14 protein-coding genes and 1 pseudogene are annotated in these 13266 nt (G+C 64.1%); 4 read left to right on the top strand and 11 right to left on the bottom strand.

Annotation, left to right across the window (positions count from 1 at the left end; translation table 11 throughout):
* Positions 1 to 12: 12 nt before the first annotated feature.
* Complete coding sequence (locus tag AC1DOP_RS11105) at positions 13 to 933, top strand: MerR family transcriptional regulator (protein WP_477251106.1); 921 nt, start codon at positions 13 to 15, stop codon at positions 931 to 933.
* On the opposite strand, the gene AC1DOP_RS11110 is transcribed toward AC1DOP_RS11105, so the two are convergent.
* From AC1DOP_RS11110 to AC1DOP_RS11120, 3 genes are all read right to left on the bottom strand, one after another.
* Positions 934 to 3234, bottom strand: a complete 2301-nt coding sequence (locus AC1DOP_RS11110; RefSeq protein WP_477251108.1) for a putative bifunctional diguanylate cyclase/phosphodiesterase — start codon at positions 3232 to 3234, stop codon at positions 934 to 936.
* Positions 3235 to 3365: 131 nt separating this feature from the next.
* Complete coding sequence (locus tag AC1DOP_RS11115) at positions 3366 to 3857, bottom strand: nuclear transport factor 2 family protein (protein WP_442121936.1); 492 nt, start codon at positions 3855 to 3857, stop codon at positions 3366 to 3368.
* Positions 3858 to 3868: 11 nt separating this feature from the next.
* Positions 3869 to 4897 carry a proline iminopeptidase-family hydrolase gene (locus AC1DOP_RS11120; protein WP_442121937.1) on the bottom strand — a complete coding sequence of 343 codons (1029 nt, stop codon included), beginning with the start codon at positions 4895 to 4897 and terminating at the stop codon, positions 3869 to 3871.
* 123 nt (positions 4898 to 5020) lie between these two features.
* On the opposite strand from AC1DOP_RS11120, the gene AC1DOP_RS11125 reads away from it, so the two are divergent.
* Positions 5021 to 5419: a hypothetical protein gene (locus tag AC1DOP_RS11125; RefSeq protein ID WP_477251111.1), complete on the top strand. Its 399-nt coding sequence runs from the start codon at positions 5021 to 5023 to the stop codon at positions 5417 to 5419.
* Positions 5420 to 5452: 33 nt separating this feature from the next.
* On the top strand, positions 5453 to 5704 hold the full coding sequence (locus AC1DOP_RS11130) for a DUF3297 family protein (protein WP_442121939.1): 252 nt from the start codon (positions 5453 to 5455) through the stop codon (positions 5702 to 5704).
* A 74-nt stretch (positions 5705 to 5778) separates the two neighbouring features.
* Here AC1DOP_RS11130 and rnk read toward each other — a convergent pair whose 3' ends face one another.
* From rnk to AC1DOP_RS11150, 4 genes are all read right to left on the bottom strand, one after another.
* The gene (gene rnk / locus AC1DOP_RS11135; protein ID WP_442121940.1) at positions 5779 to 6186 is read right to left on the bottom strand and encodes a nucleoside diphosphate kinase regulator; all 408 of its coding nucleotides are present in this window, start codon (positions 6184 to 6186) and stop codon (positions 5779 to 5781) included.
* 291 nt (positions 6187 to 6477) lie between these two features.
* Entirely contained in the window at positions 6478 to 7056 is a 579-nt protein-coding gene (locus tag AC1DOP_RS11140) for a TetR/AcrR family transcriptional regulator (protein WP_442121941.1), read from the bottom strand.
* On the bottom strand, positions 7053 to 7589 hold the full coding sequence (locus AC1DOP_RS11145) for a dihydrofolate reductase family protein (RefSeq protein WP_477251114.1): 537 nt from the start codon (positions 7587 to 7589) through the stop codon (positions 7053 to 7055). Before AC1DOP_RS11145 ends, AC1DOP_RS11140 begins: the two co-directional genes overlap by 4 nt.
* Positions 7590 to 7688: 99 nt before the next feature.
* Positions 7689 to 8531 carry a class I SAM-dependent methyltransferase gene (locus tag AC1DOP_RS11150; RefSeq protein ID WP_477251116.1) on the bottom strand — a complete coding sequence of 281 codons (843 nt, stop codon included), beginning with the start codon at positions 8529 to 8531 and terminating at the stop codon, positions 7689 to 7691.
* A gap of 143 nt (positions 8532 to 8674) precedes the next feature.
* Between AC1DOP_RS11150 and AC1DOP_RS11155 the strand changes: the two are divergent.
* Positions 8675 to 8934 (top strand): annotated as a pseudogene (locus AC1DOP_RS11155) (IS3 family transposase); the annotation flags it as partial.
* 77 nt (positions 8935 to 9011) lie between these two features.
* Here the strand turns inward: AC1DOP_RS11155 and gltA are convergent.
* The 4 genes from gltA to sdhA form a co-directional block, all read right to left on the bottom strand.
* Positions 9012 to 10313 carry a citrate synthase gene (gene gltA / locus AC1DOP_RS11160; protein WP_442121944.1) on the bottom strand — a complete coding sequence of 434 codons (1302 nt, stop codon included), beginning with the start codon at positions 10311 to 10313 and terminating at the stop codon, positions 9012 to 9014.
* 51 nt (positions 10314 to 10364) lie between these two features.
* On the bottom strand, positions 10365 to 10631 hold the full coding sequence (locus AC1DOP_RS11165; RefSeq protein WP_442121945.1) for an FAD assembly factor SdhE: 267 nt from the start codon (positions 10629 to 10631) through the stop codon (positions 10365 to 10367).
* Positions 10632 to 10760: 129 nt separating this feature from the next.
* Complete coding sequence (locus tag AC1DOP_RS11170; RefSeq protein WP_442121946.1) at positions 10761 to 11471, bottom strand: succinate dehydrogenase iron-sulfur subunit; 711 nt, start codon at positions 11469 to 11471, stop codon at positions 10761 to 10763.
* A 15-nt stretch (positions 11472 to 11486) separates the two neighbouring features.
* The gene (gene sdhA, locus AC1DOP_RS11175; RefSeq protein WP_477251120.1) at positions 11487 to 13265 is read right to left on the bottom strand and encodes a succinate dehydrogenase flavoprotein subunit; all 1779 of its coding nucleotides are present in this window, start codon (positions 13263 to 13265) and stop codon (positions 11487 to 11489) included.
* Position 13266: the final 1 nt, after the last annotated feature.

Below are 13266 nucleotides of genomic sequence, written 5' to 3' on the forward strand. Positions count from 1 at the left end.
ATAAGTGCCTACATGACGATATCGACAACCTCCCCCGCCGCTTCCGCATCGGCCGGTTTGAGCATCGCCGCCGTCGAGCGCGAGACCCGGCTGTCCAAGGACGTGCTACGGGTCTGGGAACGCCGCTACGGCTTTCCGCAGCCGGAGCGGGATGCGAACGGCGAACGCTGCTACCCGGCCGACCAGGTCGAGCGCCTGCGCCTGATGAAGCGCCTGATGGACCAGGGCCACCGCCCCGGTGCCCTGGCCGCGATGGCGCACCCGGAACTCGCCGCCCTGGCCGCGCCGGAGCGCGCCGCGCTGGCCGACGATGCGCTGGACGGCGCCAACCTGCGCCTGCTGAAGATGATCGGCGCGCGCGACCCGGCCGCCTTCCGTCACGCGCTGCGGCAGTCGCTGGCGCGCCAGGGACTCGAACGCTTCGTCGAGCAGACCATGGCGCCGCTCACGGTAGCCGTCGGCGCCTGCTGGGAAGACGGCAGCTTCGACGTCTTCGACGAACATTTCTATACCGAGTCGGCGGAACGGCTGCTGCGCCAGGCGCTGGCCGACCTGCCGCCCGCGCGCCACGGTGCGCGCATCCTCCTCACCACCGTTCCCGGCGAGGCCCACGGCCTCGGTCTCATGATGGCGGAAACCATGTTCGCGCTGGAGGGCGCAAGCTGCATCTCGCTGGGTACCGAGACCCCGCTGCTGGACATCGCGCGCGCCGCCGCGGCCTATGGCGTGGGCGTGGTCGCGCTGTCGTTCTCGGCTGCCTATCCGCGCCGCCAGGTGGCGCCGGTGCTGCTGCAGTTGCGCCAGGCCCTGCCCGATGTCGTGGAATTGTGGGCCGGCGGCGCCGGCGTGGAAAGGCTGGAGGAAGTCGCCGGCGTGCGCCTGCTGCCGACCCTGGACAGCGGCCGCCAGGCCCTGGCCGGCCTCAAGGCCTGATCAGGCGGCCTGCGCTTCCCAGCCCTGCAGCTGGGCGATGAAGTCGTCCAGCGGTACCGGACGCGAAAAAAGGAAGCCCTGCATGGCCGGCTGGCGGTTGGCGGCCAGGAAGCTGGCCTGCTGCTGGGTCTCGACGCCCTCCGCCACCACGCGCAGGCCGAGGTGGTCGGCCATCGCCAGGATCGACTGCACGATCGCGGTGCCGTTGGCATCGCCCGGGGTATCGCGGATGAAGCTCTTGTCGATCTTCAGTTCGTACAGCGGCATCTTCTTCAGGTAGGCCAGGCTCGAATAGCCGGTGCCGAAATCGTCGATCGAGAAGCGGATGCCCATGCGCGCCAGCTCGTGCATGCGGCCGATGGTTTCGTTCAGGTCGTTGACCAGCAGGCCTTCGGTGACCTCGAAGATCAGCTGGGAAGCCGGGGCCCCGGTCTCGACCAGCACCGCGCACACCTGGTCGACGAAATCGGGCTGGCGGAACTGCAGCGGGCTGACGTTCACCGACAGCGGCACGGCGAGGCCGGCGCGGTCCAGGCGCAGCCAGGACAGGCAGGCCTGGCGCAAGGCCCACTGGCCGAGCGGCAGGATCAGGCCGCTCGATTCGGCGGCCGGGATGAAGACGTCCGGGGCGACCATCGTGCCGTCGGCGCGGCGCCAGCGCATCAGCAGCTCGGCGCCGACCGGCGTGCGCTCGTGATCGATCTGCAGCTGCAGGTGCATCGCCAGCTCGCCGTTCTCCATCGCGGCGGCGAGGTCGCGCTCGAGGGTCAGCTTGCGCTCGGCCTCGGTCAGCATGCTGGATTCGAACAGGGTCACGCCGTTGCGGCCGGCCACCTTGGCGCGGTACATGGCGGTATCGGCTTCGCGCAGCAGGTCCTGTCCGGTCCTGCCGTCGCGCAGCGGCAGCGCAACGCCGATGCTGGCCGAGGCGTGGTAGAGCTGGCCGCCGATCTCGACGTCCTCGGCCAGGGCGGCGCGGATCTTCTCGGCCACCGCCTGCGCGGCGCCGGTGGCGCGCTGCACGTCGCGGCCCAGGTTCTCGAGCAGGACCACGAATTCGTCGCCGCCCAGGCGCGCCACGGTATCGCCCTGGCGCAGCACCGCCGCCACGCGCTGGGCCGCATGCTTGAGCATGACGTCGCCGATCGCATGGCCGCGCGCATCGTTGATGGTCTTGAAGTTGTCGAGGTCGATGAACAGCACCGCGCCCAGCCCGCCGCCGGTATGGGCGCGCACGACCATGGCGTCGAGGCGCTCGATCAGCAGGCGCCGGTTCGGCAGGCCGGTGAGCACGTCGTAGAAGGCCAGGCGGTGGATGGCGTCGGCGGCATTCTTGCGGTCCGTGATGTCGCGTCCGACCACCACCCAGTGGGTATTCCGGCCGCCTTCGCCGGCGAAGGGCACCAGTTCCATCTCGACCCAGTATTTTTCGCCGTTCCTGGTGTAGTTCACCAGCTCGGAAGTCACCGCTTCGCCGCGCGCCATGGCGTCGACGATGCGCCGGACTTCGTGGTCGTCGGTCTCGGGTCCGTGCAGCACGCGCATGCTGCGCCCGACGATCTCCTCGCGCGAGTAGCCGGTGCGGCGCACGAAGGCGTCGTTGGCGAAGATGATCGGCTGTTCCGCGCCTTCGCGGTGATCCACTCTCGCGATCAGCACCATGTCGTTCAGGCGCGCCACCGCGGCCGAGGTCAGGCGCAGCTCGGCGTTCAGCTCGTGCAGCCTGGCGTGGCCTTCCTCGAGCGAGTCGGCGGTCCGGCTCAGCTCTTCCATCGAGCTGTCGAGGCGCTGCAGCAGGCCGCCGCAGGTCAGGGTGATCAGGGCGCCGACGAACAGGTAGTTCAGGGTGACGATCAGGCAGGGCAGCAGCGCATGCTCTTCCATGCCGCTCACGTAAAGCCGGGCGTAACCGCCGAGGCCGAGGAAGAAGATGGAGGCGCCGCAGAAGCACAGCGCGCCGAGCGCCGGCCGCATGCCCAGCAGGACCACGCCCAGCACAGGCAGCGCCATCAGGAAGATCTGGCTGACCGGGCCGATGGTGAGCATCAGGCCGATGCCGATCATGTACAGGATCGCCAGGAAGTTCAGGACCCTGAAGGTGTAATTCAGGCGCGGCAGGCGCCACAGCGCGGCCACCCAGGCCAGCGCCACGCTGTCCATCAGTGCGACCGGCCACAAGCCTTCGCTGATGGACAGGCCGATGCTGGGCACCGCGGCCAGCGTACCGAGCAGGACGACATACGACAGCAGGGATTCGAAAACCCTGGAGCGCCAGTGTGCGATGTCGTAGTAAGTTCCCATTAAGCCGAGGGCCAATTGTTGCAAAGCAACATTCTATGTGAGCGCGGGTCGCGTGTCAGCATTTGCAGGAAAGCCTGTTGTGTGCGCGGGACGAAACAATAGCTTTAAGAAACTGAACAGTTGATGAACATTTACTTGGCGGGCGCGGCCTCGGCTTTCCTGGCCAGCGCCGTCACCTGCCCGGCGATCTCGTTCGGCACCGCGATCGACAGCTGGTAGTGCAGGATCTCGAAGCCCTTGCCGGTCTTGCGGATCACGCCGCTGGCCATGCAGTGGCCCATATTGGCGGTGTCGAGCAGTTCGTCGAACCAGATCAGCTTGCCGTCTTCGGAGGCGTAGACGTTGCGGCGACTGGCCTTGAAGGTCCAGGCCGACTTCTTGCCCTCGAAGTATTTGCGGGCCCAGGCCTTGAAGGCGTCGCGCTGCCACAGCTCGCTGCGGTCGGTGCCGATGTAGACGCCGTCCGGCGCCATCTTGTCGAAATAGGCCATGCGGGCATGGGCCGCGTCGTCGTGCCAGGCGTCGACGAAGGCGTTCACCTGCTTTGCCAGCGCGGGATCGGCATTCGCGGCCTGGGCGATTCCGGCGAAGAACAGGCAGCACGCGAGGAGCAGCGATTTCATGGCGAATCCTTTCATTGGAAGCGGCCGCCGTCGACGTCGCGCAGGAATTTGATGAGCCCGCTGAAATAGGTCTTCTGGTCGTCGTACATCGACATGTGGCTGCCGTTCTCGCACATCAGCAGGCGGCCATGCCGCAGCTCCTGCGAGACCATCTTCATGTGGGCCGGGTCCATGGTGTCATGGCGGCCGGCGATCACCAGGGTCGGCACGGCGATCTTCGGCAGGTCGGCGACGCGGTCCCAGTGTTCGAGTTTGGCGTTGTGGGCGCCCAGTTCGCTCGGGCCCTGCATCGGCACGTAGACCTTCGGATTCATGTGTTTGATCGAGCGCGTCACCGGCTCCGGCCACTGCTCGAAGGGCATGCGCAGCACGTGCTGCACATAGTGGTTCGGCAGCAGCAGTTCCATGTAGCGCGGATCCTCGTACTTGCCCTCGGCTTCCAGGCGCTTGATCTCGGCCAGGGCCTTCTGGTCCATCGCCGGCATCAGCACGGTGTCGGCGTATTTGTTGTACGCCGGGATGCTCATCATCATGTTCGAGATGACCAGGCCTTTCAGGTTCCGGCCATATTTCAGGGCGTACTCGGCCGCCAGCAGGCCGCCCCAGGAGTGGCCCAGCAGGTAGAAGTTCCTGTTGTCCAGGCCCAGCGCCTTGCGCACCTGCTCGACCTCTTCCACATAGCGCGGCAGCTCGACCAGCGAGGGATCGTCGGGCTGGTCGCTGTAGCTCGAGCCGAGCTGGTCGTAGTAGTAGTACTCGATGCTCGCGCCGGGGAAATAGCTGTCGAAGGCTTCGAGGTATTCGTGGGTCATGCCCGGGCCGCCGTGCAGCAGCAGCACCTTGATGGTCGGGTTATTGCCGACCCGCTTGGTCCAGACCTTGAACGTGCCCTTCGGCGTGGTGATCGGGATCATGCGGACGCCCCCGGACAGCACGTCGCCGCGGCCGGCGTTGTCGAAATAATTGCTGGCTGCGGTGGATGCGGCAGCTGCCGGCAGGGCGATCAGCACAGCGGCCATCAGCGCAAGAAAGCGTTTCATCGGGACCTCGTTGTTGGCAATATCGATATATTGTACGTTGGAAATGTAAGCAAATGTGCAAGATGAAACGCGCGTTCAAGAACTCGTGTAAGTTTGATTACCCGACAACTCGATGGGCAAGCGATGAGAGCGAGGACCTGGATGACGGTGTGCGGGCTATGCCTGGCGACGCAGGTGGTGGCGCAGGAATTGGAAACACGCAAGGATGATGCGAAGCCGCCGCCGCTGAGCCTGCGCCTGAGCGACGAGGTGATCAGCAAGGCGGTGCGCGAGACCCTGGCCGAGAGCAAGGGCAATTCCGGGCTGCAGTCGGGAAAAGCGCTCAGCGGCGATGCCTACCAGAAGTTCGAAAAGGGATTCTCGGAAGCCGAAAAGCCGGGCTGCCTGGGGCCGGACGCGCTGAAATTCCAGCCCTCCGGCACGGTGGTCAAGACGCCTTTCGGCGCCTTCAACGTCGGCCTCGGCGGCATCTTCGCCCTGCCCTTCTGGGCCGCCGCCGTGGTGCGCGGCAAGTGTAATTGAGGCCGGATCGGGAATCGTGGATAATGTCGCACCATGAACGATACTACCCAACTCCCTCCCCTGCCCGACCGCCTGTCCATCGACCCGAAGAGCCCGCACCACGATGCGGAAGTCTTCAAGCACCCGGTCGGCATCCGTTTCAACGGCAAGGACCGCACCGACGTCGAGGAATACTGCATCAGCGAAGGCTGGATCAGGGTCGCTGCCGGCAAGGTCCTGGACCGCAAGGGCCGTCCGATGCTGATCAAGCTGAAGGGCACCGTCGAGCCGTACTACGCGGACTGATCCCCTTACCTTTCACAAATGCAACGGCCGCCGGAGTCATCCGGCGGCCGTTTTCGTTTGCGGCACCGGACGGCTCAGCGGTGCAGCTCGCCCGAGCGTTCCGGCTGGTACAGCAGTTCCAGCGCGGTCAGCTTGAACAGTTCGCCGCCCGGGCGCGCCCACTCGATCGTATCGCCCACCGCCAGGCCGAGCAGTGCGCTGCCGATCGGCGACATCACCGACAGGCGGTCGCTGCCGAAGGCCACGTCTTTCGGGTAGACCAGGGTCATGCAGAATTCCTGGGGCGGATGGTCGACCGCGAAGCGCACCGTCGAATTCATCGTCACCACATTGGACGGCACCTCGTCCGGATCGACGACGTCCGCCCGGCCCAGTTCGTCGAGCAGGTTGTACTCGCGATCGCCGGGAATGACCGGCATGTCGTCGAACAGCGCTTCAAGGCGCGCCATGTCGAGGGTGGATACGGTGATGTTCGGTCTCATGTTCAACTCCTGTAAAAATAGACCAGCAAGACGGATTGGCCAGCGCCTGTCGGCGGCGGCCGGGTGTGTCGTTGGAACAGGCTCGGAAGGACGGCCGCGCGGGCGGTCGGGTCCTACCGAGCCCAGGAGGGCCGGGCGAGATCTCGCGGGAAAAACCGCGCGTGCGGCAGCCGTACTCCCTCGTGCAGGGACGCACGTTGACAGCAGGCATGAACGGCGGGGTGAGACATGGGCGGTGACGAACGATGTTAGTGATACCAGTATAGCCGTGTTGGACGATTGTTGCGACCTTCAGGCGGCGCGTGCGGATGCGGCGCCGGCGAACTGCGCCAGCAAGGCATCCAGGGCGCGCCGGTACTGCTCGCGCAGGGCTGCCGATTGCTGCGAATCGGCGTGAAAAGCGCCGAGCGCCAGGCCGCTGCCGTGGGCATGGTCGACCAGGATGTCGCGCCACAGGATATGTTCCGGGCTCAAGGGCTCCAGCAGCGCCTCCAGGCGCTCGGTGATCCGCTGCGCCGCCCCCGCCATTGCCGCCGGCTCGGCAAAGATCGCGAGGGTCAGCTGGGGGTGCCTGCCGACGGCGTCGTGGTAGCGGATCAGCAGCTCGCGGACGGCATCGATGGCGTCTGCCGGACTGTCGGCATCGATCGGCACCGCGCCGTACACCTTGTCGGCAAGCAGCCGCAGCAGGCCGGCGCGGTCCTCGACGTGATGGTAGAGGCTCATCGGCGTCAGGCTCATCTGCGCAGCGAGGGCCCGCATGCTCAGCCCCCGGCCGCCGTCCTGTGCCAGCAGGACCAGGGCGGCATTGAGGATGGCGTCGAGGGTGACGCCCTGCCCGCGCGTGGGACGGCCGCGCGGACGGTTCATGCGAGCACGCGCCAGGTCGACTGCACCAGGCCGGACGGGAAGCTGCGGCTGGCAACCAGGGCCAGGTCCTTGTCCTCCGGAAGCGCGCCGAACAGCGGACGGCCGGCGCCGATCAGTACCGGCACGGTGGTGACGACCATGTCCGCGATCAGCCCTTCGCGCAGGAAGGACTGCACCACCTGTCCGCCATCCACGTAGACCTTGCGCGCGCCCTTGCGCTCCAGCTCCTGCATCGCCTCGCGCGGAGCGAGGTCCGTGAAGCGCACTTTTCCCCGCAGGCGCTCAGGCACCGGGCTGCCTTGTAATTGCTTCGACAGCACCACCACCGGGCGGTCGTAATGCCATTCGCCGAATTCCACCACTTTTTCATAGGTGCCACGGCCCATCACGATGGCGTCCTTGTCGGCGATGAAGGCCTTGTAGCCGTGGTCCTCGTCTGGATCGTCGCGCTGCAGCAGCCAGCCGATGTCGCCGTCCGGGCGGGCGATGTAGCCGTCGAGGCTGGTGGCGATGAATACGTGTCCTGTGATCATGTCTCCTCCGTTTTATTTATACACCGTATATTTTAACCGCAGGACGAAAAAAAGCGAGCCCGCAGGCTCGCTTTTCGTGTTCGAGAAACCGGACCACCCTCACTTCTTCAGTACGACGATCCCGGCCTGGTGCTTCGAGAACAGCACGACCAGCATGCCGATCAAGGTCCGCATGCCCGGCAATTTCATGAGCTTGCTGAGAAGGCCGCGGCCCGACTGCCGGTACAGTGAAATGTACAGATAAGAAGCGTGTGCGTGCACGCTGAAGCGGCGGAACCCGACCTTTTTACCTGCTCGAATGATCTTGGCCGGGTGCATGTCGCGTTCGGTGACGCCGAATTTCTCCATGACTTCCGCCGAGCGGCGTTCATGGCCCAATCCGGGCTCCGAGGTAATGCAGATGCCGCCCGGCTTCAGCGCGCGATAAGCGCTTTCGAGCGCGGCGACTTCGTCGACCGCATGGTGCAGGCAATCGAAAAACACGACGATGTCGAATTCCTCCCTGAATGCCAGCGATTCATAATCCCCGACCACGAATTCGAGATTCCCGATGCCGTTTTCCTGTTTCATGCGGCGGCCGGCCTCGATCGCTTCCGGCACCAGGTCCTGGCCGACCACTTCATAACCTCGTTTGGCGAACAGGATGCTGGTCCAGCCGGTGCCGCAGCCCATGTCGAGCAGACGTCCACCTTCCGGCATCAGGCCGAGCATGGCGCCCAGTTCCATCAGGTACAAACCGCATTGGGCATCCGACCATGGCTTCAGGATGGCGTGCCGCATATTCGCTTCGCCGATATTCTTGAAGTAATCGTGTTCGCCTTGTGTCGCCATATTCTTTTTTAAAATAAAACGGGCCTCATCATACCAAACAACAGAAACAAAAAAGCCAGCCCGCTGAACTAAAGCCCAAAAGTTGGACTCCAACTTTTTGGTTTTTTTCATGGCGAAGTACGATGAGCGGTTCAAGCCTTGGTTCAAGCCCGGCAGCAGAAAACACCGCCGAAAAACGAAAGACAAGACCGCACGTCAATCATAAAACCGTGCAGCGATTGATGACGGTGTTGGGACGACCGGTTGAATCCGCCCGATACCGAATGCCCGCCTATCAGCGTATTCTCCGGGAACACGGCCTTGCCCAGAGCATGCCACGCAAGGTAATAGCCTCGACAACGCGGCAATGGAAAGCTTCTTTGCCGTGCTCAGGCCCGAGTGCTTCTACCTGAACAAATTCTCCAGCGTCGATTCCCTGCAGGCAGAACTGTCCCACATCCACTATTACAATCACGACCGTATCAAGTTCAAACAAAAAGGCCCGAGTCCTGTGCAATACAGGACTCGGGCCTTGGTCACCTGGCAAACCAACCGTCCAACTTTACGGCGTCAGTTCACGCAGGCTCGCTTTTTGACGACGACTGACGCAAATTAACGCTTGTCGATGCTCGGCACGTCGCGGCGCGGCGAGCCGACGAACAGCTGGCGCGGACGGCCGATCTTCTGTTCCGGGTCGGCGATCATCTCGTTCCACTGGGCGATCCAGCCGATGGTACGGGCCATCGCGAAGATACCGGTGAACAGCGAGACCGGGATGCCCAGGGCCGACTGCACGATACCCGAGTAGAAGTCGACGTTCGGGTACAGCTTGCGCGACACGAAGTATTCGTCGTTCAGGGCGATCTTTTCCAGTTCCATTGCCAGCTTGAACAGCGGGTCGTCCTGCAGGCCCAGTTCGTTCAGCACTTCGTGGCAGGTTTCACGCATCAGCTTGGCGCGCGGGTCGAAGTTCTTGTACACGCGGTGACCGAAGCCCATCAGCTTGACGCCCGAGTTCTTGTCCTTGACCTTCTCGATGAAGGCCGGGATGTTCTCGACGCTGCCGATTTCCTTCAGCATGTTCAGGGCGGCTTCGTTGGCGCCGCCGTGTGCCGGGCCCCACAGGCAGGCGATGCCGGCTGCGATACAGGCGAACGGGTTGGCGCCCGACGAACCGGCCAGGCGGACGGTCGAGGTCGAAGCGTTCTGCTCGTGGTCGGCGTGCAGGATCAGGATGCGGTCCAGGGCGCGCACCAGCACGTCGTTGACCTTGTACTCTTCGCACGGGTTGGCGAACATCATGTGCATGAAGTTCGCGCTGTACGACAGGTCGTTGCGCGGGTACATGAACGGCTGGCCGATCGAGTACTTGTATGCCATTGCGACCAGGGTCGGCAGCTTGGCGATCAGGCGGATTGCCGAGATCTCGCGCTGCTCCGGATCGTTGATGTCCAGCGAGTCGTGGTAGAACGACGCCAGTGCACCGACGGTACCGACCAGCACCGACATCGGGTGCGCATCGCGGCGGAAGCCACGGAAGAAGAAGTTCATCTGCTCGTGGACCATGGTGTGCTTGGTCACGGTGTCGACGAACTTTTCCTTTTCAACCTTGTTCGGCAGTTCGCCGTTCAGCAGCAGGTAGCAGGATTCCAGGAAGTCGCAATTGACGGCCAGTTGCTCGATCGGGTAGCCGCGGTACAGCAGCTCGCCCTTGTCACCGTCGATGTAGGTGATGCTCGAGTTGCACGATGCCGTCGACATGAAGCCGGGGTCGTAGGTGAACTTGCCGGTCTGGCCGTACAGCTTGCGGATGTCGATGACGTCCGGGCCGATGGTGCCTTTGTAGATCGGCATGTCTACCGACGGGCTGCCATCCGAGAACGACAGGGTGGCTTTGGTATCAGAGATGTTCATGGCACTTCCTTCTGTGGGAGGTGATATACAAAAAAACGAAACCAGGTTTCGTTACGCTTGCCGCAACCGCGCCACCAGGGCACGTACATGCGGCAGGTCGACCTCGCCCGCGGGCTCGGCGCGTCCCAACAGCAGGTCCATCAGCGGATTGTCCGCCAGGTCCAGCAAGCGGGTCAGCGCATCGACCTCTTCGTCCGTCAATTCCTCTTCGTGCGCATCCAGGAAGCGCGTGAGGATCAGGTCGTTTTCGAGCAGGCCCCGGCGGGCGCGCCAGCGCAGGCGCGCTCGGTTGGCGGGGTCGGATTGATGCGTTTTCACACTAGAGTCCGTTGTTCGGTCAACACTATACTCCGGCTGCCGTTTCGCGGCAGTACGGTAGTTTTACTATATTTATGACGGTGTTCGCGCGGGGCACGGGTGCCCACGCCCCACGCGACAAATCGCAGCTTAGATCGCGCGGCGGACCAGCAATTCCTTGATCTTGCCGATCGCCTTGTTCGGGTTCAGACCCTTCGGGCAGACGTCCGTGCAGTTCATGATCGAGTGGCAGCGGAACAGGCGGTACGGGTCTTCCAGGTTGTCCAGGCGCTCGTTGGTCGCTTCGTCGCGCGAGTCGGCGATGAAGCGGTAGGCCTGCAGCAGGCCGGCCGGGCCGACGAACTTGTCCGGGTTCCACCAGAACGACGGGCAGGAGGTCGAGCAGCAGGCACACAGGATGCACTCGTACACGCCGTCCAGCTCTTCACGCTCTTCCGGCGACTGCAGACGCTCTTTCTCCGGCGGGATCGAGTCGTTGATCAGGAACGGCTTGATCGAGTGGTACTGCTTGAAGAAGTTGGTCATGTCGACGATCAGGTCGCGCACGACCGGCAGACCCGGCAGCGGACGCAGCACGATCGGCTGGGTCAGTTCGTTCAGGTTGGTGGTGCAGGCCAGACCGTTCTTGCCGTTGATGTTCATCGCGTCCGAACCGCACACGCCTTCGCGGCAGGAGCGGCGCAGGGCCAGCGAGTCGTCGACGTCGGACTTGATGCGCTGCAGTGCGTCGAGCAGCATCTTGTCGGTGTCTTTCAGCTCGACGGTGATGTCTTGCATATAGGGCTTCGTATCCTTGTCCGGATCGTAGCGGTAGATCTTCAGTTGGACTGTGCGTGCCATGTTTTACCTAAATTCTTAGAAAGTACGTGGTTTCGGTTTGAAGGTATCGACCGTCAGCGGCTTCTGGATCACCGGCTTGTATTCCAGGCGGTTTCCTTCCGAGAAGAACAGGGTGTGTTTCATCCAGTTCTCGTCGTCGCGGTGCTCGTAGTCGCTGTGGGCGTGGGCGCCGCGCGATTCCTTGCGGGCCGCTGCCGAGACCATGGTCGCCTTCGCCACTTCGATCAGGTTGTCCAGCTCCATCGCTTCGATACGGGCGGTGTTGAACACCTTCGACTTGTCCTTGAACGAGATGTGCTTGCGGCGCTCGTCCAGCTTCATGATTTCCTTCACGCCTTCGTCCATCAGCGCCTGGGTACGGAACACGCCGCAGAACTTCTGCATGGTGGCGCGGATGGCGTTGGCGACGTCCTGCACCTTCTCGCCGCCGGTCGAGTTCTCGAGGCGGTTCAGGCGGTCCAGCGCGTAGTCGGCGGCATCCTTCGGCAGCGCGCGGTTGCCCTGCGCCTTCAGGTTCTGGGCGACGATGTGGTTGCCGGCCGCGCGGCCGAACACCACCAGGTCGAGCAGCGAGTTCGTACCAAGGCGATTCGCGCCGTGCACCGAGACGCAGGCGCATTCGCCGATGGCGTACAGGCCGCCCACGATCTTCTGGCCGCCGGTGCCGTCAGGGGCCACCACCTGGCCGTGGATGTTGGTCGGGATGCCGCCCATCTGGTAGTGGATGGTCGGCACGACCGGGATCGGTTCCTTGGTCGCATCGACGTTGGCGAACTTGTGGCCGATTTCCAGGATCGACGGCAGGCGCTTGCGGATGGTGTCCGCGCCGATGTGGCGCAGGTCCAGCAGCACGTGGTCCTTGTTCGGGCCGACGCCGCGGCCTTCCTTGATCTCCTGGTCCATCGAGCGCGAGACGAAGTCGCGCGGCGCCAGGTCCTTCAAGGTCGGCGCATAGCGCTCCATGAAGCGTTCGCCGTTCGAGTTGATCAGGATACCGCCCTCGCCGCGCACGCCCTCGGTGATCAGCACGCCCGCGCCGGCCACGCCGGTCGGGTGGAACTGCCAGAATTCCATGTCCTGCAGCGGCAGGCCGGCGCGTGCCGCCATGCCCAGGCCGTCGCCGGTGTTGATGAAGGCGTTGGTCGACGCCGCGAAGATACGGCCGGCGCCGCCGGTGGCGAACACGGTGGTCTTCGCCTGCAGCATCATGACCTCGCCGGTCTCCATTTCCAGCGCCACCACGCCCAGCACGTCGCCGTCGGCGTTGCGGACCAGGTCCATCGCCTGCCACTCGACGAAGAAGTGGGTGCGCGAACGGACGTTACGCTGGTACAGGGTGTGCAGCAGCGCGTGGCCGGTACGGTCGGCGGCCGCGCAGGCGCGCTGCACCGGCTTCTCGCCGAAGTTGGCGGTGTGGCCGCCGAACGGACGCTGGTAGATGGTGCCGTCCGGGTTGCGGTCGAACGGCATGCCGAAGTGTTCGAGCTCGTACACGACCTTCGGTGCTTCGCGGCACATGAATTCGATCGCATCCTGGTCGCCCAGGTAGTCGCCGCCCTTGACGGTGTCGAACATGTGCCAGAACCAGTCGTCCTCGCTCATGTTGCCGAGCGAAGCACCGATGCCGCCCTGGGCCGCCACGGTGTGCGAACGGGTCGGGAAGACTTTCGACAGCACGGCGACGTTCAGGCCGGCTTCCGACATTTGCAGGGCGGCGCGCAGGCCGGAACCGCCGGCGCCGACGATCACGACGTCGAAGTGGCGGGTGGGAATTGAAGAATTAAATGCTGCCACG

The sequence above is a fragment of the Massilia sp. 01N410 genome (genome assembly GCF_056399665.1).